The organism is Variovorax sp. Sphag1AA (assembly GCF_014192575.1).
Classification (GTDB): Bacteria; Pseudomonadota; Gammaproteobacteria; order Burkholderiales; family Burkholderiaceae_C; genus Variovorax.
On record NZ_JACHYC010000004.1, the window covers coordinates 271,945 to 290,467 of the forward strand.

General features: G+C 64.6%; 20 protein-coding genes and 1 tRNA gene. 12 read left to right on the forward strand and 9 right to left on the reverse strand.

The window, feature by feature from the left end; genetic code table 11:
* Positions 1 to 27: 27 nt before the first annotated feature.
* Together FHW64_RS17360 and FHW64_RS17365 are read left to right on the forward strand one after the other, a co-directional pair.
* A complete protein-coding gene (locus FHW64_RS17360; RefSeq protein WP_184528425.1) occupies positions 28 to 513 on the forward strand; it encodes a YajQ family cyclic di-GMP-binding protein in 486 nt (161 codons plus the stop codon).
* Between the two features lie 73 nt (positions 514 to 586).
* Positions 587 to 1,159 carry a TIGR02281 family clan AA aspartic protease gene (locus tag FHW64_RS17365; RefSeq protein ID WP_184529187.1) on the forward strand — a complete coding sequence of 191 codons (573 nt, stop codon included), beginning with the start codon at positions 587 to 589 and terminating at the stop codon, positions 1,157 to 1,159.
* Here FHW64_RS17365 and FHW64_RS17370 read toward each other — a convergent pair.
* The 5 genes from FHW64_RS17370 to FHW64_RS17390 form a co-directional block, all read right to left on the reverse strand.
* Positions 1,156 to 1,509 carry a RidA family protein gene (locus FHW64_RS17370; protein ID WP_184528427.1) on the reverse strand — a complete coding sequence of 118 codons (354 nt, stop codon included), beginning with the start codon at positions 1,507 to 1,509 and terminating at the stop codon, positions 1,156 to 1,158. The genes FHW64_RS17365 and FHW64_RS17370 overlap by 4 nt on opposite strands.
* A gap of 9 nt (positions 1,510 to 1,518) precedes the next feature.
* Complete coding sequence (plsY, locus tag FHW64_RS17375; protein WP_184528429.1) at positions 1,519 to 2,151, reverse strand: glycerol-3-phosphate 1-O-acyltransferase PlsY; 633 nt, start codon at positions 2,149 to 2,151, stop codon at positions 1,519 to 1,521.
* Positions 2,152 to 2,203: 52 nt separating this feature from the next.
* Positions 2,204 to 2,695 carry an aminoacyl-tRNA deacylase gene (locus tag FHW64_RS17380; RefSeq protein WP_184528431.1) on the reverse strand — a complete coding sequence of 164 codons (492 nt, stop codon included), beginning with the start codon at positions 2,693 to 2,695 and terminating at the stop codon, positions 2,204 to 2,206.
* A gap of 4 nt (positions 2,696 to 2,699) precedes the next feature.
* A complete protein-coding gene (locus FHW64_RS17385) occupies positions 2,700 to 3,761 on the reverse strand; it encodes an aldo/keto reductase (protein ID WP_184528433.1) in 1,062 nt (353 codons plus the stop codon).
* A 93-nt stretch (positions 3,762 to 3,854) separates the two neighbouring features.
* The gene (locus tag FHW64_RS17390; RefSeq protein ID WP_184528435.1) at positions 3,855 to 4,406 is read right to left on the reverse strand and encodes a fimbrial protein; all 552 of its coding nucleotides are present in this window, start codon (positions 4,404 to 4,406) and stop codon (positions 3,855 to 3,857) included.
* 203 nt (positions 4,407 to 4,609) lie between these two features.
* Between FHW64_RS17390 and FHW64_RS17395 the strand changes: the two genes are divergently transcribed.
* The 6 genes from FHW64_RS17395 to FHW64_RS17420 all read left to right on the forward strand — a co-directional run bounded on the left by FHW64_RS17395 (position 4,610) and on the right by FHW64_RS17420 (position 11,206).
* Positions 4,610 to 5,527, forward strand: a complete 918-nt coding sequence (locus FHW64_RS17395; RefSeq protein WP_184528437.1) for an alpha/beta fold hydrolase — start codon at positions 4,610 to 4,612, stop codon at positions 5,525 to 5,527.
* A gap of 92 nt (positions 5,528 to 5,619) precedes the next feature.
* Positions 5,620 to 6,724, forward strand: a protein-coding gene (prfB, locus tag FHW64_RS17400; protein ID WP_184528439.1) for a peptide chain release factor 2 whose coding sequence is annotated in 2 segments (ribosomal slippage) — positions 5,620 to 5,700 and positions 5,702 to 6,724 — 1,104 coding nt in all. Because the reading frame shifts where the segments join, the coding sequence is not laid out codon by codon here.
* A gap of 11 nt (positions 6,725 to 6,735) precedes the next feature.
* Entirely contained in the window at positions 6,736 to 7,410 is a 675-nt protein-coding gene (locus tag FHW64_RS17405; RefSeq protein WP_184528441.1) for an HAD family phosphatase, read from the forward strand.
* On the forward strand, positions 7,397 to 10,087 hold the full coding sequence (gene pepN / locus FHW64_RS17410; protein ID WP_184528443.1) for an aminopeptidase N: 2,691 nt from the start codon (positions 7,397 to 7,399) through the stop codon (positions 10,085 to 10,087). Before FHW64_RS17405 ends, pepN begins: the two co-directional genes overlap by 14 nt.
* Before the next feature lie 18 nt (positions 10,088 to 10,105).
* Entirely contained in the window at positions 10,106 to 11,119 is a 1,014-nt protein-coding gene (locus FHW64_RS17415; protein WP_184528445.1) for a class 1 fructose-bisphosphatase, read from the forward strand.
* Positions 11,120 to 11,130: 11 nt separating this feature from the next.
* Positions 11,131 to 11,206: transfer RNA gene (locus FHW64_RS17420), tRNA-Thr, on the forward strand.
* A 200-nt stretch (positions 11,207 to 11,406) separates the two neighbouring features.
* On the opposite strand, the gene FHW64_RS17425 is transcribed toward FHW64_RS17420, so the two are convergent.
* Complete coding sequence (locus FHW64_RS17425; protein ID WP_184528447.1) at positions 11,407 to 12,291, reverse strand: LysR family transcriptional regulator; 885 nt, start codon at positions 12,289 to 12,291, stop codon at positions 11,407 to 11,409.
* A 165-nt stretch (positions 12,292 to 12,456) separates the two neighbouring features.
* Between FHW64_RS17425 and FHW64_RS17430 the strand changes: the two genes are divergently transcribed.
* Positions 12,457 to 13,434 (forward strand): tripartite tricarboxylate transporter substrate binding protein, encoded by a 978-nt coding sequence (locus tag FHW64_RS17430; RefSeq protein ID WP_184528449.1) that lies wholly within the window; start codon positions 12,457 to 12,459, stop codon positions 13,432 to 13,434.
* Between the two features lie 9 nt (positions 13,435 to 13,443).
* On the forward strand, positions 13,444 to 14,628 hold the full coding sequence (locus FHW64_RS17435; RefSeq protein ID WP_184528451.1) for a M20 aminoacylase family protein: 1,185 nt from the start codon (positions 13,444 to 13,446) through the stop codon (positions 14,626 to 14,628).
* Here the strand turns inward: FHW64_RS17435 and FHW64_RS17440 are convergent, their stop codons facing one another.
* Positions 14,629 to 15,726, reverse strand: a complete 1,098-nt coding sequence (locus tag FHW64_RS17440; RefSeq protein ID WP_184528453.1) for a porin — start codon at positions 15,724 to 15,726, stop codon at positions 14,629 to 14,631.
* A 143-nt stretch (positions 15,727 to 15,869) separates the two neighbouring features.
* Here FHW64_RS17440 and FHW64_RS17445 point away from each other — a divergent pair, with 143 nt between their 5' ends.
* Together FHW64_RS17445 and FHW64_RS17450 are read left to right on the forward strand one after the other, a co-directional pair.
* A complete protein-coding gene (locus FHW64_RS17445) occupies positions 15,870 to 16,448 on the forward strand; it encodes a DJ-1/PfpI family protein (RefSeq protein ID WP_184528455.1) in 579 nt (192 codons plus the stop codon).
* Between the two features lie 79 nt (positions 16,449 to 16,527).
* The gene (locus FHW64_RS17450) at positions 16,528 to 16,905 is read left to right on the forward strand and encodes a ribbon-helix-helix domain-containing protein (RefSeq protein WP_184528457.1); all 378 of its coding nucleotides are present in this window, start codon (positions 16,528 to 16,530) and stop codon (positions 16,903 to 16,905) included.
* A gap of 24 nt (positions 16,906 to 16,929) precedes the next feature.
* On the opposite strand, the gene FHW64_RS17455 is transcribed toward FHW64_RS17450, so the two are convergent.
* Together FHW64_RS17455 and FHW64_RS17460 are read right to left on the reverse strand one after the other, a co-directional pair.
* Complete coding sequence (locus tag FHW64_RS17455) at positions 16,930 to 17,664, reverse strand: RNA polymerase sigma factor FliA (protein ID WP_184528459.1); 735 nt, start codon at positions 17,662 to 17,664, stop codon at positions 16,930 to 16,932.
* A 36-nt stretch (positions 17,665 to 17,700) separates the two neighbouring features.
* Positions 17,701 to 18,513 carry a flagellar biosynthesis protein FlhG gene (locus FHW64_RS17460; RefSeq protein WP_184528461.1) on the reverse strand — a complete coding sequence of 271 codons (813 nt, stop codon included), beginning with the start codon at positions 18,511 to 18,513 and terminating at the stop codon, positions 17,701 to 17,703.
* Positions 18,514 to 18,523: the final 10 nt, after the last annotated feature.

Below are 18,523 nucleotides of genomic sequence, written 5' to 3' on the forward strand. Positions count from 1 at the left end.
TTTTCATTCTGTTGCGCCGGAGCCTTCATGCCGTCTTTCGACACTGTTTGTGAACCCAACCTGCCCGAGGTCAAGAACGCAGTGGAGAACACCGCCAAGGAAATCGCCACCCGCTTCGACTTCAAGGGCACCGCAGCTGCCGTCGAACTCAAGGACAAGGAAATCACCTTGATCGGCGATGCCGAATTCCAGCTCGTGCAGGTCGAGGACATCCTGCGCAACAAGCTCACCAAGCGCAGCGTCGACGTGCGCTTTCTCGACAAGGGCGACGTCCAGAAGATCGGAGGCGACAAGGTCAAGCAGGTTTTCAAGATCAAGAACGGCATCGAATCCGAGACCGCCAAGAAGATCCAGCGGCTCATCAAGGACAGCAAGCTCAAGGTGCAAGCCGCGATCCAGGGCGATGCAGTGCGCGTGACCGGTGCCAAGCGCGACGACCTTCAAGCGGCGATGGCGCTGATCAAGAAGGACGTGGCCGACCTGCCCCTCACCTTCAACAACTTCCGCGATTGAGCGTCACGCCGTGAAGTCGCTCATTCCTGCGCTGCTCCTCGCGGCCTGCGGCTTTGCGCATGCCCAATCGGTCATGCTCACCGGCACGATTGGCAGCCGAGCGATCCTGATCGTGGACGGCAGCGCGCCGAAGACGGTGGCGGTCGGCGAAACCTTCCAGGGCGTCAAGCTCGTTGCCATGCAGGGCGACCAGGCGACCGTCGAGGCGGGCGGCAAGCGGGTTTCGCTGCGCATGGACACGCCGGTCAGCATCGGCGGCGGAGGCGGTGGGGCCGGTGGCACGCGCATCGTGCTGCCGGTATCGAGCGGCGGGCACTTCATGACGCAGGGCGCCATCAACGGCCGCGCCGTCAGCTTCATGGTGGACACCGGTGCCACTGCGGTCGCGATGTCCGAAGCCGACGCGCAGCGCATCGGCCTCGACTACACCAAGGGCCAGCCGGTGCAGATGAACACTGCCAATGGCACCACGCGTGCCTATCGTGTGCGACTCAATTCGGTTCGGGTCGGGGACGTCGAGGTCTACGACGTCGATGCGGTCGTCTCGCAGCAGCCGATGCCGTTCATCCTGCTGGGCAACAGCTTCATCAGCCGCTTTTCGATGCGGCGAGACGCGGACCAAATGGTCCTGGAAAAGCGGTACTAGATCGCGGCGGCTGTAACCACGATCTCGATCCTGTAGCCCGGGTTGGCCATCGCGGCCTGCACCGTTGCGCGCGGCGGCGTGTTGCCGGCCGGAATCCAGGCGTCCCAAACTTCGTTCATTGCGCCGATGTCGTTGATGTCGGCAAGGAAGATCTGCGTCATCAGGATGCGCGACTTGTCGCTGCCGGCCTCCGCCAGGAGGCGGTCAACCATCGCGAGCACCTGCGCGGTCTGGCCGCGGATGTCCTGTGTGGTGTCGTCGGGCACCTGACCGGCAAGATAGATGGTGCCGTTGTGAACGGCGGTTTCGCTCAGGCGCGGCCCGACGTGAAAGCGTTGGATGGTTCCCATGGTTTGCTCCTATTTCTTCTTGGAGCCGAGCTTCGACTCGGTACCGGCGGCCAGCCGGCGGATGTTTTCGCGGTGCCGCCAGATCAGCAGCAGGCTGATCGAGACCAGCGACAGCAGCACGATGAGGTCGAGCGGCCACGCAATCCGGCCGCCGATCAGGTAGTAAGCCGGCGCGAAGAAGGCCGCGACGATCGACGCCAGCGACGAATAGCGGAAGAACACGGCAATGATCATCCACGTGCAGCCGGTCGCCAGCCCCAGCAGCCAGTCGATGCCAAGCAGCGCACCAGCCGCAGTGGCAACGCCCTTGCCGCCCTGGAAGCCGAAGAACACCGGATATAGATGTCCGAGAAAGGCGGCAAAGCCGGCGACGGCCGCTGTGCCCTGCCCCATGTCCCACGCGGTGCCGTAGTGATGGACCAGGAAGACAGGGACCCATCCCTTGAGCGCATCGAGCAGCAAGGTCGCCAGCGCGGCACCTTTGTTGCCCGAGCGCAGCACATTCGTGGCGCCAGGATTCTTGCTGCCATAGCTCCGCGGATCGGCCATGCCGAGCGCCTTGCTGACGATGACCGCAAACGACAGCGACCCAAGCAGATACGAAAGAACGATCGTGAGGATCGTAGGAAGGTAGGAACTCACTTTGTCTCCGGGCCGGCAAACCCGGCGGCTCGCCTCCCAACGAGGCAGCCAGCTATTCTGCCAGCGCGCATTGCACCGGTTTCGCGTCGAGCAGCTTGACGCACACCTGCGGGTCGATGCCGACCAGATAGCCGCGCCGCCCGCCGTTGATGGCGATGCGTGGCAGGTCGAGGATGGTCGACTCGACATACACCGGCATCGCGCGGCGCGTGCCGAAGGGCGAGGTTCCTCCGACCAGGTAGCCGCTGTGGCGGTTCGCGACTTCCGGCTTGCACGGCTCGACCGACTTCGCGCCGATCTGCCGCGCAAGGTTCTTGGTCGACACCGTGCGATTGCCGTGCATCAGCACGAGCAGCGGCTTGGCGTCCTGATCCTGCATCACGAGCGTCTTGACCACGGTGAATGGGTCGAATCCGAGCACTTCGGCGCTATGCTGCGCGCCGCCGTGCTCGACGTACTCATAGGGATGCTCGGTGAAGGCGATGCCGTTCGCCCGCAACAACTGCGTTGCGGGCGTTTCGGAGACGTGCGTCTTTTTGCTCACGAGTTCAGGCAGCGGGGTCGCGCAACTCCCAGCGGATCTTGTCGATCTCTGCGAGCAGTTCCGGCGACAGCGTGGTGCCCCAGGCGTCGAGGTCTTCGTCGAGTTGAGCCACCGAGGTGACACCGATGATCGTGCTCGCGACCTGCCACTTGGTGTAGCAGAAGGCCAGTGCCAACTTTGCGGGCGTCATGCCATGCTCGCGGGCGAGCGCGTTGTAGCGGCGGGCGGCCACCAGGGCCTCGGCGCGACCCCAGCGTTGCTTGCGCACCGACTCGTAAGACGAAATGCGTGCACCCTTGGGCGCATCCGGTCCCTCGGTTCCGCTCTGGTCGTACTTGCCGGTGAGCAGGCCGAAGGCCAGCGGCGAGTAGGCCAAGAGCGAAACGCCCAGACGGTGCATGGTCTCGTCGAGGCCGTTTTCGAGCGCGCGGCTGATGAGGCAATAGACGTTCTGCACGCTCGCGACGCGCGGCAGGCCGTGTTGTTCGGCCAGGCGGACGAACTCATGGACGCCATACGGGGTCTCGTTCGACAGGCCGATCGCCCGCACCTTTCCGGCCTTGACCAGCTTGCCAAGCGCCTCGAGTTGTTCGTGAATCGAGGTCGCAGACGTTTCCTTCGTCGGGTCGTAGTAGATCGAACCGAAGGCCGGCACATGACGCTCCGGCCAGTGGATCTGGTAGAGGTCGATCACATCGGTCTTCAGCCGCTTGAGGCTGGCTTCGCACGACGCGGCGATGTCCGCCGCCGTCATGCCGCCGCCTTCGCGCACCCACGGCATGCCGCGCGAGGGGCCCGCCACCTTGGTCGCCAGCACGATCTTCTGGCGCAAGCCGGGGTTCTTGGCGAACCAGTTGCCGATGATGGTCTCGGTCGCGCCGAAGGTTTCCTTGCGGGCCGGAACGGCGTACATCTCGGCCGTATCGATGAAATCGACGCCGCGCTCGAGCGCGCGGTCCAGGATCGCATGGGCGGTGGGTTCGTTGACCTGCTCACCGAAGGTCATGGTGCCGAGGCAGATCGGCGTGACATGGAGGTCGCTCTGACCGAGTTGGATTTTTTGCATACGCGAAATGCTAACGCTTGCCGCGTTTCCTCCTCTCACACCCGTGCAGAGCGTCGGCGGAGTGCGTCGCATGCGCGCTCCGCCAGCTAGACATTACTCGTAGACGAGCGAGTACAACACGCGAGACTTGGCTGGGCCGGGACCGGCGGGCCCAGTCGCCACGTATTCCGCGACGTACTTCAGCTCAGCCGACCCTCCTTCAATGGCAACCGGCGTGGAGCCCTGCAAGTCCCAGCGGCGATTGAGCTGGATGACGGTGTAATAACCGAGGTCGCCCGGAGTTACGAGGCCGATCTGGACGTTGGGCGCGCCGCCAGCGTCCAGTATCAGATTGCCGGTTTCCATGTCGATCTCGCGATGCGCTTCAAAGAGTGCACGGACACTGTTCGCGCCGGGCGTGCAATCGGTCAGGAAGATGCTGAATGGCGTGGAGCCTGCGCGCTGACCCGCCTTTTTCAGAGCCGAAACCGACACGGTCGGCAACGGCACAAGAAAGCTGCTGGCCCCGGTGCGGTTGCCGTTGATGGTGCAGGTCTGCCCGGTGACGGTGCCGCCGAAGGAAATGACGCCGTCCTCGGCAAAGGCAGCGGGGGCGGCCATTGCCGTCCCGGCCAGGATCAGGGCGGAAAGAAGTTTTCGATTCATTTGGGGTCCTTCACTAAGTCGAAGACAGGTATGAACTCGGCAAGGCCTTGATCCAAGGCTCACCAAGCGAGGGGCGCCGATTGGACTGGCGCGCGGAGTGCACATCCATAGGAAAGATCTGAAAAGAAGACTGTCGGCATGCCCCTCGACGTGTCGTACACCGGACTGCACGGGCACCGGGCCATCCGTATCATTCGAGCCCGATGTACCAAGCCCTCCGCGTTTCCCGCAGCGAATTCGTCCCCGTTCGCAACCTGAGCTATCACGTGCGCCAGTGGGGCGAGCCTTCCACCGACCGGCCGCCGCTGGTGCTGCTGCACGGCTGGATGGACGTGGCCGCATCGTGGCAATTCGTGGTGGACGCCATGAAAGACGAACGCTGGGTCATCGCGCCTGACTTTCGCGGGTTCGGGCTTACCGACGGCGGCAAGGTCGACAACTACTGGATGCCCGACTACCTCGCCGATCTCGACTGGCTGCTCGACCACTACGCGGGCGACCGTCCGATCGACCTGGTCGGCCACAGCATGGGTGGCAACGTCTCGATGCAGTACTCGGGCGTGCGGCCGCAGCGCATCCGCCGGCTGGTCAACCTTGAAGGCTTCGGTATGCCGGCCCTCAAGCCCGAGCAGGCGCCCGAGCGCTACGGCAAGTGGATCGACGAGATCAAGCGCCTGCATCGCGGCGAAATGAATCTCGCGAGCTATTCAGCGGTCGATGGCGTCGCCCGCCGGCTCATGAAGACCAATCCACGCCTTTCGCAGGACAAGGCGGACTGGCTCGCCGCGCACTGGTCGGTCGCCAAGCCGCACGGCGATAGCGGCGACCGCTGGGAAATCCTCGGCGATCCGGCGCACAAGATCATCAATGCCCACATCTTCCGGGTCGACGAAATGCTGGCGCTCTATGCCAGCATCACCGCGCCGGTGCTGGCGGTCGAAGCCTCCGACGACAGCCTTTCCCTGTGGTGGAAGGGTCGGTATTCGCTGGACGAATACCACGAGCGCCTGAAAAAAATCCCCGACGTGCGCATCGGCCGCGTCGAAGACGCCGGCCACATGCTGCATCACGACCAGCCTGCCCGCGTTGCCGAGCTGATCGAGGATTTCTTCGCTGCTTGATGCCCCCTGCCGGGGCGCCGCCATGCTGGGGACCCGGCCTTCCACGACATGAGAAAATGCGCGGTTTTCCCCGAATACCGTCAGGACACCCCATGGATGCAGAGCAAATCAACCAAATCGGCGCAACCCTTGCGGACCTGAGCGCCCGCACGGTCGATTTACGGAGGTATCTTTGACTACGATGCCAAGGCCGAACGTCTGAGGACGGTCAACGCATCGCTCGAAGATCCGAACGTCTGGAACGATCCGAAGAAGGCCCAGGAACTGGGCAAGGAAAAGAAGTCGCTCGATGACGTGGTCGTCACCATCGACCGGCTGACCAGCGGCCTCTCGGACAACACCGAGCTCTACGAGATGTCGAAGGAAGAAGGCGACGTCGACGGGCTGCAGGCCATCGCCGATGACGCCGCCAAGCTCGAAGGCGACATCAAGCAGCTCGAATTCCGTCGGATGTTCAGCAATCCGGCCGATCCGCTCAACGCCTTCGTCGACATCCAGGCCGGCGCCGGCGGCACAGAAGCCTGCGACTGGGCCAGCATGCTGCTGCGCCAGTACCTCAAGTACGCCGAGCGCAAGGGCTTCAAGACGCAGATCGAAGACGAAACGCCCGGTGATACCGCCGGCATCAAGAGCGCCACGATCAAGGTGGAAGGCGATTACGCATTCGGCCTGCTGCGCACCGAAACCGGCGTCCACCGTCTGGTCCGCAAGTCGCCTTTCGACTCGTCGGGCGGACGCCACACCAGCTTCGCTAGCATCTTCGTCTACCCGGAAATCGACGATTCGATCGAGATCGAGATCAATCCGGCCGATGTGCGCACCGACACCTATCGCGCCAGCGGCGCGGGCGGACAGCACATCAACAAGACCGACTCTGCCGTGCGTCTGACGCACATCCCAACGGGCATCGTCGTGCAGTGCCAGGACGGCCGCAGCCAGCACAGCAACCGCGACGTTGCCTGGAAGCGTCTGCGCTCGCGCCTGTACGACCATGAGATGCGCAAGCGCATGGAAGAGCAGCAGAAGCTCGAAGACAGCAAGACCGACGTGGGCTGGGGCCACCAGATCCGCAGCTACGTGCTGGACAACAGCCGCATCAAGGACTTGCGCACCAACGTCGAGATCTCGGCGACACAGAAGGTGCTCGACGGCGACCTCGATCCGTTCATCGAAGCCTCGCTGAAGCAAGGCGTCTGATGAAAGGCCCGATGCACAAGGTAGAAGCGCTCATCTTCGACATGGACGGCACCATGATCGACTCCATGCCATGGCATGCCAAGGCATGGGTCGAGTACGGGGTGCGCAAGGGCCTCGCGATCGACGTGCCGCACTTCATGCGCCGCACCACCGGCCGCACTGCATTCGAATGCGCGTGCGAGCTGATGGGCCGCGAAGTGACCGAGGCCGAGAGCGCCGAGATCACGCACGAGAAGGAATCGATCTACCGCGAACTCTTCGGCGCGCAGTTCCGCGAGGTGACCGGATTCAGCGCCTTCGCGAAGTCCGCGGCGGAAAAAGGGCTGAAGATCGCGGTCGGCACCGCGGGCGACAAGCACAACATCGCCTTCACCCTCACGAACCTGCGGCTCGATCCGCACCCGCACGCGATCGTCGGCGGCGATGAGGGCCTGCCGGGCAAGCCGGAGCCAGCGATCTTCCTCGAAGCCGCCAGGCGCATCGGCGTTGCGCCGTCGCGCTGCGTCGTCTTCGAAGACGCCCCCTTCGGCATCGAAGCCGCCCGCCGCGGCGGCATGATGGCCGTCGCCGTGTGCACGACCCACAGTGCCGCAGAACTCGCAGGGCCGCATGTCATTGCGGCCGTGCGCGACTACAACGAACTCGCCAACTCAAACTTCCTGGAGACATTCGATGCTGTTGCGTGATGCCCAAGACCAGCCCGTCGCGATCCGCCGCGAGGACTACAGCGCGCCTGCCTACTGGATCGACACGGTCGACCTCACCTTCGACCTGGACCCCGCCAAGACGCGCGTGCTCAACCGCATGCGCCTGCGCCGCAATCCGCAGGTCGCACCCGAACCCCTTCGCCTCGATGGCGACGAGCTGAACCTCGCGCGAGTACTCGTCGACGGCCAGGGCGCGTCCTTCCGCATGGAAGCCGACCAGCTCGTGATCGACAACCTGCCCGACGCCTTCGAGCTGGAAATCTTCACCACCTGCTGCCCGAACAAGAACACCAAGCTCATGGGCCTGTTCGTGAGCGAGGACACCTTCTTCACGCAGTGCGAAGCCGAAGGCTTCCGCCGCATCACCTACTTCCTCGACCGTCCGGACGTGATGGCGAGCTACACCGTCACGATTCGCGCATCGAAGGCCGCGTATCCGGTGCTGCTGTCCAACGGCAATCTCGTCGAGCAGGGCGATCTGCCCGAAGGCCGCCACTTCGCGAAGTGGGTCGACCCCTTCCGCAAGCCGAGCTATCTGTTCGCGCTCGTCGCGGGCAAGCTGGTCGCGCGCGAACAGCGCATCAAGGCGCGCAGCGGCAAGGACCATCTGCTGCAGGTGTACGTGCGCGCCGGCGACCTCGACAAGACCGAGCACGCGATGAACTCGCTGATCAACTCGGTGATGTGGGACGAAGCGCGCTTCGGCCTCTCACTCGATCTCGACCGCTTCATGATCGTCGCGACCAGCGACTTCAACATGGGCGCGATGGAAAACAAGGGCCTGAACATCTTCAACACGAAGTACGTTCTCGCCAACCAGGCCACCGCGACCGACGCCGACTACGGCAACATCGAAAGCGTCGTCGGCCACGAGTACTTCCACAACTGGAGCGGCGACCGCGTGACCTGCCGCGACTGGTTCCAGCTCTCGCTGAAGGAAGGCCTCACCGTCTTCCGCGACCAGGAATTCAGCCAGGACCTCTGCGAGGAGGCCTCCGCCCGCGCGGTCAAGCGCATCGAGGACGTCCGCGTGCTGCGCACCGCGCAGTTCCCGGAAGACGCCGGCCCGATGGCCCACCCGGTGCGGCCCGACAGTTACATCGAGATCAGCAACTTCTACACCGTCACCATCTACGAGAAAGGTGCGGAGGTGGTGCGCATGATGCAGACGCTGGTCGGCCGCAAGGGCTTCGAGCGCGGTATCACGCTGTACTTCGAGCGCCATGACGGCCAGGCCGTCACCTGTGACGATTTCGCGCAGGCAATTGCCGATGCCAATCCCGATTCGGACCTCGCCCGCCTGCTACCGCAGTTCAAGCGCTGGTACAGCCAGGCCGGCACGCCGCGCCTCACCGCGCATGGCGTCTACGACTCGGCGGCACGCACCTACACGCTGAGCTTCGTGCAAAGCTGCCCGCCCACCCCGGGCCAGCCAGTCAAGGAGCCTTTCGTCATCCCCGTCAACGTCGGCCTGCTCGGCACGGACGGCCGCGAACTGCCGGTGCAGCTCGAAGGCGACGCCGAGGCCACCCAAGGCACACGCACGCTGGTGCTCACGCGCGCGGGCGAACAGCTGACCTTCGTCAACGTCGACGTCGAACCGGTGCCGTCGATCCTGCGCGGCTTCAGCGCGCCGGTGATCCTCGACTACGACTACAGCGACGCCCAGCTGCTCACGCTGCTCGCCAACGACACCGACCCTTTCAACCGCTGGGAAGCCGGCCAACGTCTGGCCCTTCGAGCCGCGCTGCGCGCCATCGCGACGCCTGGGGACACGCACGAGCCGCCGCTGAACAACGCCTTCGTCGAAGCAATGCGCAGCGTGCTGCGCCATCCGCAGCTCGATGCCGCGTTCAAGGAACTGGTGCTGACGCTGCCATCCGAGACCTACATCGCCGAACAGCTCGACGTGGTCGATCCGCAGCGCGTGCATGCGGTGCGCGAAGCCATGCGCGCCCAGCTCGCCACCGCCCTCTTCGCCGACTGGGAGCAGGCTTACGAGCAGAACCGCGACACGGGCGCCTATACGCCTGACCCGGTCTCCTCGGGACGCCGCGCGCTCGCCGGCATGGCCCTCGTGAACCTGTGCCTTGCCGCGCGAACCTCGGGCGATGCCATCTGGCCCGGCAAGACGTTGCAGCGCTTCAAGGACGCGGGCAACATGACCGACCGCTTCAACGCGCTCAGCGCGCTGGTGTCGTCGGGCCACGCACTCGCCGCGCAGGCGCTCGCACGTTTCCACGAGATCTTCAAGAACGAGGCGCTGGTCATCGACAAGTGGTTCTCGCTGCAAGCCGGTGCACCGGACCGCGGCGGCGACATCCTGCCGCTGGTCAAGCAGCTCATGAAGCACCCGGATTTCTCGATCAAGAACCCGAACCGCGCCCGCAGCGTGATCTTCAGCTACTGCAACGCCAATCCGGGCGCCCTGCACCGTACGGACGCCGCGGGTTACGTCTTCTGGAGCGATCGTGTAATCGAACTCGACGCGATCAACCCGCAGGTGGCCGCCCGTCTCGCGCGTGCGCTCGACCGTTGGAGCAAGCTCGCCGAGCCATACCGCAGCGCCGCCCGCGAGGCCATTGCGCGCGTGGCCGCGCGGCCCGACCTCTCCAAAGACACCCTCGAAGTGGTCACACGCGCGCTAGCGATCTGACCTCCCCAAAGGAAATCCATGGCTCAGAAAATTTCACTCACCCGCTACCTCGTCGAACAGCAACGCGCCGACGGACTCATCCCCGGCCAGCTCCGGCTGCTGCTCGAAGTGGTCGCACGCGCCTGCAAGAGCATCAGTCAGGCGGTCAACAAGGGAGCGCTCGGCGGCGTGCTCGGCAGCGCCGAGAGCGAGAACGTGCAGGGCGAAATCCAGAAGAAGCTCGACATCATCGCCAACGAGGTGCTGATCGAGGCCAACGAATGGGGCGGCCACCTCGCCGCCATGGCCAGCGAGGAAATGGACAGCATCCACCTGGTGCCCAACCGCTACCCGCAGGGCGAATACCTGCTGCTATTCGATCCGCTCGATGGCTCGTCGAACATCGACGTCAACGTCAGCATCGGCACCATCTTCAGCGTGCTGCGCAAGCCCGAGAACGGCCACGGCCAGGGCGTTCAGGAATCCGACTTCCTGCAAGCCGGCAGCAAGCAGGTCGCCGCAGGCTATTGCATCTACGGCCCGCAGACCACGCTGGTGCTCACCGTCGGCAACGGCGTCGCGATGTTCACGCTCGACCGCGAACAGGGCTCTTTCATGCTGACGCAGGAAGACATCAAGATCCCGGCCGACACCAAGGAATTCGCGATCAACATGAGCAACATGCGCCACTGGGACGCCCCGGTGAAGCGCTACATCGACGAATGCCTGGCCGGCAAGGAAGGCCCGCGCGGCAAGGACTTCAACATGCGCTGGATCGCCAGCATGGTGGCCGACGTGCATCGCATCCTGATGCGCGGCGGCGTCTTCATGTATCCGTGGGACAAGCGCGAGCCCGAAAAGGCCGGCAAGCTGCGCCTGATGTATGAAGCCAACCCCATGAGCTGGCTCGTGGAACAGGCTGGTGGCGCCGCCACCAACGGTCGCCAACGCATCCTGGACATCGCGCCAACCAAGCTGCACGAACGTGTCGCTGTGGTTTTGGGGTCAAAAAATGAGGTCGAGCGGGTAACGGGCTACCACGACCCGCTATAATCGAGGGCTTAGCCGGTGTAGCTCAGTCGGTAGAGCAGCTCATTCGTAATGAGAAGGTCGGGTGTTCGAATCATCTCTCCGGCACCAAAAATGAAAAGGTCCTGTTGTCGATGGCAACAGGACCTTTTTCTTTGGCTTAAGAGCAGTCTGATGGGTCGCGTCAAGCGGGACCGATAAAGTCCGATTTCTTCGTCAATCAGGCGAAGATCGCTTCAAATCAAGCTGTCACACACCGAGAAGAGAACGGCGAGATCACCCAAAAGGTGGTCTCGCACGCTCCACCGGCTTCAGTCGTGCATCAGCTCCTGCATCAATTCCCTCACGATCGACAAGCCCGGCGCCTCGGTGCGGCGGCGCAGCGTCACCAGTCCGAAACGGGCGACGCGATCGATCGGCGGCGTCATCTTCAGTTCGACCAGATCCGGCGCAGCGGCCCGAATGGCCAGTAGCACCGCATCGCTCTGCCGCGCAACGTCGACGAGGCTCGCGACCTCCTCGCATTGCACGGTCACGCATCGCTCAGGGTGCGCTTCGGGGCCGTAGCTTTCGATCAACCCGCGCGCAACCTCGTCGCTGAGCGGCGTCGAAGCGATCGGATAGCGCTGCACCATCTCGAAGGTCACGCCCTTGCGCAGACGCGTCAGCGGATGGCCACGCCGGCACATGAAAACGCCGCGCATTTCTCGAAGCTCGCTCACCTGGAGATCGTCCGCCGGCTTGAGCGACCGGGCATCGACCACCAGCGCATCCAGCAGCCGGTCGCGCAACGACTGCGCCAGCATGTCCGTCCCGCCGCGCGCGATGACCACCCGTACCTTCGGATGCCGTGTCGCCATGCGCATGAGCAGCGGCGTCATCAGCATCGCGCCGGGTCCCGACCCCATGCCGATGCGAAGCACGCCGCCGCGGCCTTCCCGCATCCGGCGGCCGCTGTCGCGCAATTCCCCGGCTTCGAACACGAGTTGCCCGGCACGCGCGACGACCTCACGGCCGAAGGCGGTGAGCTCGATTCGCCGCCCGACCCGGTCGAACAGCGGCATCCCGAGCTCATCCTCCAGGGCACGGATGCTCCGGCTGAGCGCCGGTTGGGTGATGTAGAGCGCCTGCGCGGACTTGCTGAACGACCCGCTTTCCGCCAGCGAAATCAGGTGCCTGAGCTGAACAAGCGTCATGGGAAACCTCGCCTGGATGTATGCATTGAACTCATGCTATTTCGCACAACAATGCATTGGATGTTCTCATGACTCACTCCTACGATGCGAGCGCGGCCCGATTTCCGGTCACGCCTTCGTCATCCAACACACGTAGACGCTCTCGCCAGCGCACCCAGGAGTCCCATGAAACAGTTCTTCCAGCGTTCCATCGCCGGTCTGCTCCTGGCAGCGGCAGGCGCCGTGTTCGCCCAGGGCTATCCCACCAAGACAGTCAATCTCATGGTGCCGTACCCCGCGGGCGGCCCGTCGGACGCCGCTGCGCGCATCTTCACCGCGCCGCTCGGCAAGGAACTGGGCCAGCCGGTGATCGTCGAGAACCTCGGCGGCGCCTCCGGGGCGATCGCAGCGCAGAAGGTGCTTTCAGCGCCAGCCGACGGCTACTACCTCTTCCAGGGTTCGCCCAATGAAGTGATCCTTGCGCCCCTGGCCAACGCGGCGGTCAAGCTCAAGGCCGAGGACTTCCGGCTGGTCCACCCGATGACCGATGCGGTGATGGTCTTCGTCGCGCGCAAGGACCTGCCGGCCAACAGCGTCGACGAGCTGATCGCGCTCGCACGCAAGTCCAAGGACAAGCCGCTCACCTACGGCAGCGTCGGTGTCGGATCGCTCTACCACCTGATCATGGAAGACGTGCAGCACCGCACCAGTACGCAGATGATTCATGCGCCCTACAAGGGCAACGCCCCGCTCCTGACCGACATCGGCGGCGGCCAGGTGGATTTCGCGGTGCTGGTCTACAGCGCGGCGATGGGCGCGATGGCCGACCAGGGCCGCCTCAAACTGCTCGGCCAGCTCGGCGCACAGCGCTCCGAACTGCTCAAGGACGTACCGACCGTGAGCGAAGGCAAGGAGCTCAAGGACTTCTCGTACAAGATCTGGAGCGGCTTCATGGTGCCGAAGAACACACCTGAAGACGTGGTGCAGCGTCTGCACAAGGCCATCGGCGCGACGCTGAAGGACCCGTCGGTGCGTTCGCAACTGGCGGTGCAGACACAGCTCGCCTCCCCTCCGATGACGTTGGCGGAAGCTGCCAAGTTCTACGAAACTGAAACCGCTCGCTACCGCGCGATCGCCAAAACCATCAATCTGCAGCCGCAGTAAGGAAACCCGATGACCAACGCCCTGCTCGACCAACTGCACCAACAGGCCGACGAATTCATCGGACTGCGCCGCGACATCCACCAGCATCCCGAACTCGCCTTCGACGAGCACCGCACGTCCTCGCTGGTGGCCGAGAAGCTCGAAGCGTGGGGCTATGAGGTCGAGCGCGGCCTCGGTGGCACGGGCGTCGTCGGCCGCATGGTCCGGGGCAGTGGCAAGCGCCAGCTTGGCATCCGCGCCGACATGGACGCCCTGCCGATCGACGAAGCCACCGGCCTCGCCTATTCGAGCTGTCATTCGGGTGTGATGCACGCCTGCGGGCACGACGGTCATACGGCGATGCTGCTCGCGGCCGCCCATCATCTGGCCCATCGCGGCCGCTTCGACGGCACGCTGAACCTGATCTTCCAGCCGGCCGAAGAAGGTGGCGGCGGCGCGCTGCGGATGATGGAAGACGGCCTCTTCGACAAGTACCCCTGCGACGCGGTCTTCGCGATGCACAACATGCCCGGCATGCCGCAGGGCCGGCTCGTGCTGCGCGAAGGCGCGGCGATGGCTTCGTCGGACTACGCCACGGTCACGCTGACCGGCGTGGGCGGACACGGCGCGCTGCCGCATCGCACCGCCGACCCCATCGTCGCCGCGGCGAGCATCGTGATGGCGTTGCAGACCATCGTGTCGCGCAACATCGATCCGTTGCAGATGGCGGTGGTCACGGTGGGCGCGATCCACGCCGGCAAGGCCAACAACGTGATTCCACAGACCGTAACGCTCGAACTCAGCGTCCGCGCGCTCGACCGCGAGGTCCGCACCACGCTGGAGAAGCGCATCAAGTCGGTCATTCAGTCGCAGGCCGAAAGTTTCGACGTGCAGGCGAAGGTCGACTGGCGGCCCGGGTACGCGGTGCTCGTCAATACGCCGGAGGAAACCGCCTTCGCACGCGAGGTGGCCACCGAGCTGGTGGGCGCCGATCGCGTCACGCTGCAGGGACAGCCGCTGTCCGGCAGCGAAGACTTCGCGTTCATGCTCGAGAAGGTGCCGGGCAGCTATGTGCTGATCGGCAACGGCGACGGAGAAGGCGACGGCCATGGCGCCTGCATGGTCCACAACCCGGGCTACGACTTCAACGACGCCAATGTCGCGATCGGCTCCGCCTATTGGGTGTTGCTGGCAGAACGCTTTCTTCGCGTGTGATCAGAAGCTGAGCTTCATGCCGAGGTCATAGCCGCTCGAGTTGCGATTGGCATCGGTGATGCTTCCGTTCACCGCCGCCGTCGAGCCGCCGCTGTTGTTTACGCGCGCATAGGTGGCGTAGACCGCGGTGCGCTTCGAGAAGTTGTAGACGTAGCCGAAGGCCCATTTGCGCGCGGTCGGATCGCTCACCGCATCGGTGCCGTAGGTGGACCACGAGACCTTGATCTGGTCGAACCCGATGGGCACGATCGCGCCGACCAGATAGCCCGTGCCGGTCAGCTCCCCGACCTTGTCCACCTTGTCGCGGTAGTAGCCGCCCATGACCTTCACGACCTTGAAGTCCCACGAGACGCCGAGGTTGGCCGAATCGATGTCGCCGTTGGTGGTCGTGCGTGCGAACTTCGTCCTGCCGGCCGCCAGGGCGATCGCGAACGGTCCGTTGGCATAGCCGACACGCCCGCTGTAGCCGTTGCCGTCGTCCTCGATCGGCGAAGGCGATCCGTTCTCGCCGTAGTAGTACTCCACCTCGCCGAAGAATCCACCAAGATTGGGCGGCAGGTAGTACGCAACGATGTTCGATGCGCGCGTGGACGTGGGCCCGCCGATCGAGCCGGCCTGCGGCTGGCTGGTGCCGACGCCGTTGTTGCTGAAGGGATCGACGTCGGTGCGGTTGCGGTAGTGCGCCGTGAAGTCGCGGCCCGCGCGCACTTCGCCCCAGAAGTCCATCAGGCTGACCGTCGCGCGACGATTGAAGTTGAATCCGCCGACGGAGCCGTTCGACTGGTTGTTGGTGTTGGTCGTGCCTGTCGAGCCGTCGTCGATGTTCAGGCCCGCTTCCAGCCAGAACCCCGCGGCCATCCCGCCGCCCAGATCCTCCACGCCGCGAAACCCGAGCCGCGATGCGGTGTTGCCGCCGCTGTAGAGCTGGGACTTGCTCGCGATGCTGCCGCTGCCGTAGCCGTAGGTCACGTCGGCGATGCCGAAGAGCGTGACGCTGCTGCCGCCACTGAAACTCTGGACCGCGCTGGTCTGCGCTGACGCCATGCCGGCCGCGCTCAGCGCGCCCACGGCAAAGGTGGCAAGGGTGACTCTCCTCATCTCGGTATCCCTCCGGACGTTGGTTGGCACTCCGGCGGCATGATAGACGAGTCGCAAGTTTCAATGGGTGTCACAACCGACTGCTACCACCTCCCGTCGTGCCTCCAGAACAATGGTCAGCAACCAATCCAAAGGAGACACCGATGACACGCAAGATCCTGATGCTCTGCGGCGACTACGCGGAGGACTACGAAACCATGGTGCCGTTCCAGGCCCTGCTGGCGGTGGGCCACACCGTCCACGCGGTGGCGCCGGACAAGAAGGCCGGCGACTGGGTGCACACCGCCATCCACGATTTCGAAGGCGCACAGACCTACAGCGAGAAGCCGGGACACCGCTTCACGCTCAACGCCAACTTTGCCGATGTGCATCCCGAGGCCTACGACGCGCTGGTGATCCCGGGCGGCCGTGCGCCGGAATACCTCCGGATGAACACCCGTGTGGTCGAGATCGCGCGCCATTTCCTGGAAGCCGACAAGCCGCTGGCCGCCGTCTGCCACGGCGCCCAGTTGCTGGCAGCCACGGGGCTGCTCAAAGGCCGCAAGGTCTCCGCCTACCCTGCTTGCCAGGTCGAGGTGGAACTGGCCGGCGCCGAATACATGGGTATTCCAGTCGACCAGGCAGTGACCGACCGCAACCTCGTCACCGCACCGGCATGGCCGGCGCATCCGGCGTGGATCGGGCAGTTTCTGAAGGTGCTCGGTACGCGCATCGAGACCTGAGCCAGCGGCGATAGCAGCGATCGAACGGCGGCGCTACAGTCATGCACCGCGTCGCCCGCCCTGCCACAGGAGAAGACTCATGTGCGAAGTTTTCATCAGCGCCGATCCCCAGAGCTACGACAGCCGGACACGCTCGGTCCGTCTTCATGGCGTGGTCACGAGCATCCGGCTCGAGAACCTCTTTTGGCAGGTGCTGGAAGAAATCGCCGCCCGCGACGACATGGGCGTGGTGCAGCTGATCGAGAAGCTGTACGACGAACTGGTTGCGGCGCGCGGGGAAGTCGGCAACTTCGCGTCCTTCCTGCGCGTGAGCGCGCTGCGCTACGAGGCCATGGTGGCGCAGGGTCGCATCCCGGGCGACACCTCGGTGGCGATCCGCTCGCTCGACGCTCAGGCGGTGCTTCGCGATCTGCCCCAAGGATGGGGACGCAGGGCACCGGGCCGCGTGATGGCCTGACGGCCGTCTCGATCCGCCGGGCTTCTACAGAAGCTCTTTCAGTTTGGCCCGCAGCCGGCTGATCGCCTGGCTGTGAAGCTGGCATACGCGGCTCTGGCTCACTTCAAGAATCGCGCCGATCTCGCGCAGGTTCAGCTCTTCTTCGTAGTAGAGGTTCAACAGGAGCTGGTCGCGCTCCGGCAGTTCCTGGATCGCTTCCACCAGCTGATGGCGGAAGCCGCTTTCGAGCAATTGCTCCAACGGATCGTCGCTGCTGCGCTGGCTGCGTCGCGCGTCCTGCGCATGCAGGTCGATGAACGGGTTCTCGGATTCGCCCTTGGCGAAGTCCTCCACGTAGAGAAGCTGACAGCCCTGAATCTCCTGCAGGAGCGACTGGTAGGCCTCCAGCTCCATCTTGAGTTCCTTGGCGATCTCGCCCTCGCTGGGCGGCCGGCCGAGGCGATGCTCGAGCTTCTGGATGGCCTTCTCCACGTTCCGCGCGGACTGGCGCAGTCCGCGCGAGCCCCAGTCGCTGGAGCGCAGTTCGTCGAGCATCGCGCCGCGGATTCGCTGGCTCACGAAGGTCTCGAACTGCGCACCCTTGTTGTCCTGGTAGCGGCTCGATGCGTCCAGCAGGCCGATCATGCCGGCCTGGATCAGGTCGTCGAGTTCGACGCTGGCGGGGAGCTTGGCGATCATCTGCAGTGCGATGCGGCGCACCAGCGGCTGGTGCTGCTCCAGCAGATGGGACTTCTCGATGGTTCCCTGGGCGGTGTACACGTGCGGTCCTTGTTGCGTTGTTCGGGTTGATCTGCTTTACGCGACGGCGGCGCTCGGCATGTGGAGTGCGCGCGTCGCGGTCATCGCGATGCGGCTGTCGTTCATGGCGTGGTCGTTCGTGCGCGGGGTTCGTGCGGGTGCGCGCCACGGCCATCGCAGCACATCGGAAGCGATTCGACGGAAGTCCACTGCGGCCGGACTTGCCGGAAAAGCCTCGACCACCGTGCGGCCGAGGCGCCGCGCGTCGGCATGGTGCGCATCGGCATGAACCCAGCCCGCCGGCTCCAGCGATACCGCGAGATAGCGGCTGCCGGTGTTGGCGAGATTGGTCATGATCTTCTGCGCCTCGTCGATGCCCGATGCGCGGTTGACCAGGAAGCGAAGCTGCATCAGGCCGTGCGCATAGTGCAGGCGCTTGATGCCCGCGTAGGCCGTCGTGACGGAGGCTGCGTTGGGCTGCAGCACCAGCACCAGCTCGTCCGCCTGTTGCGCGAGTGGCGACAGCCGCCCTTCTTCGTCGAGCGCGGCATCGATCAGCACCACCCCGCTATGGCGGAACGCCCGCGGATCGGCTGATGGATGCGGCGTCGGCAGCACTTCCACGCCGCATTCAGCCGCCACGCCCGGCACTTCGATGCCCCACACGGCAGCGACGGAACCGTGGCCGGGACGCTGCTCGTCGACCAGCGACACATCCTTGCCCTGATGCACCAGCGCCGCCGCGAGATTCATCGCGGTGGTCGTCACGCCATCGCCGCGGCTCATGCCGGCGATCGCAATGACGCGCGTCTGCGTGTTCGCCAGGAGGCGGCGCAGTCCGTCCGCCTGATCCGCAACCAGCTTGCTCATGCGGTGCTCC

Excerpts from the sequence above, each read along its gene's own strand:
- FHW64_RS17360 (WP_184528425.1), top strand. The coding sequence starts at position 28 with ATGCCGTCTTTCGACACTGTTTGTGAACCCAACCTGCCCGAGGTCAAG.
- FHW64_RS17365 (WP_184529187.1), top strand. The coding sequence starts at position 587 with ATGCTCACCGGCACGATTGGCAGCCGAGCGATCCTGATCGTGGACGGC.
- FHW64_RS17370 (WP_184528427.1), bottom strand. The coding sequence starts at position 1,509 with ATGGGAACCATCCAACGCTTTCACGTCGGGCCGCGCCTGAGCGAAACC.
- FHW64_RS17385 (WP_184528433.1), bottom strand. The coding sequence starts at position 3,761 with ATGCAAAAAATCCAACTCGGTCAGAGCGACCTCCATGTCACGCCGATC.
- FHW64_RS17390 (WP_184528435.1), bottom strand. The coding sequence starts at position 4,406 with ATGAATCGAAAACTTCTTTCCGCCCTGATCCTGGCCGGGACGGCAATG.
- FHW64_RS17395 (WP_184528437.1), top strand. The coding sequence starts at position 4,610 with ATGTACCAAGCCCTCCGCGTTTCCCGCAGCGAATTCGTCCCCGTTCGC.
- FHW64_RS17405 (WP_184528441.1), top strand. The coding sequence starts at position 6,736 with ATGCACAAGGTAGAAGCGCTCATCTTCGACATGGACGGCACCATGATC.
- pepN (WP_184528443.1), top strand. The coding sequence starts at position 7,397 with ATGCTGTTGCGTGATGCCCAAGACCAGCCCGTCGCGATCCGCCGCGAG.
- FHW64_RS17415 (WP_184528445.1), top strand. The coding sequence starts at position 10,106 with ATGGCTCAGAAAATTTCACTCACCCGCTACCTCGTCGAACAGCAACGC.
- FHW64_RS17425 (WP_184528447.1), bottom strand. The coding sequence starts at position 12,291 with ATGACGCTTGTTCAGCTCAGGCACCTGATTTCGCTGGCGGAAAGCGGG.
- FHW64_RS17430 (WP_184528449.1), top strand. The coding sequence starts at position 12,457 with ATGAAACAGTTCTTCCAGCGTTCCATCGCCGGTCTGCTCCTGGCAGCG.
- FHW64_RS17435 (WP_184528451.1), top strand. The coding sequence starts at position 13,444 with ATGACCAACGCCCTGCTCGACCAACTGCACCAACAGGCCGACGAATTC.
- FHW64_RS17440 (WP_184528453.1), bottom strand. The coding sequence starts at position 15,726 with ATGAGGAGAGTCACCCTTGCCACCTTTGCCGTGGGCGCGCTGAGCGCG.
- FHW64_RS17445 (WP_184528455.1), top strand. The coding sequence starts at position 15,870 with ATGACACGCAAGATCCTGATGCTCTGCGGCGACTACGCGGAGGACTAC.
- FHW64_RS17450 (WP_184528457.1), top strand. The coding sequence starts at position 16,528 with ATGTGCGAAGTTTTCATCAGCGCCGATCCCCAGAGCTACGACAGCCGG.
- FHW64_RS17460 (WP_184528461.1), bottom strand. The coding sequence starts at position 18,513 with ATGAGCAAGCTGGTTGCGGATCAGGCGGACGGACTGCGCCGCCTCCTG.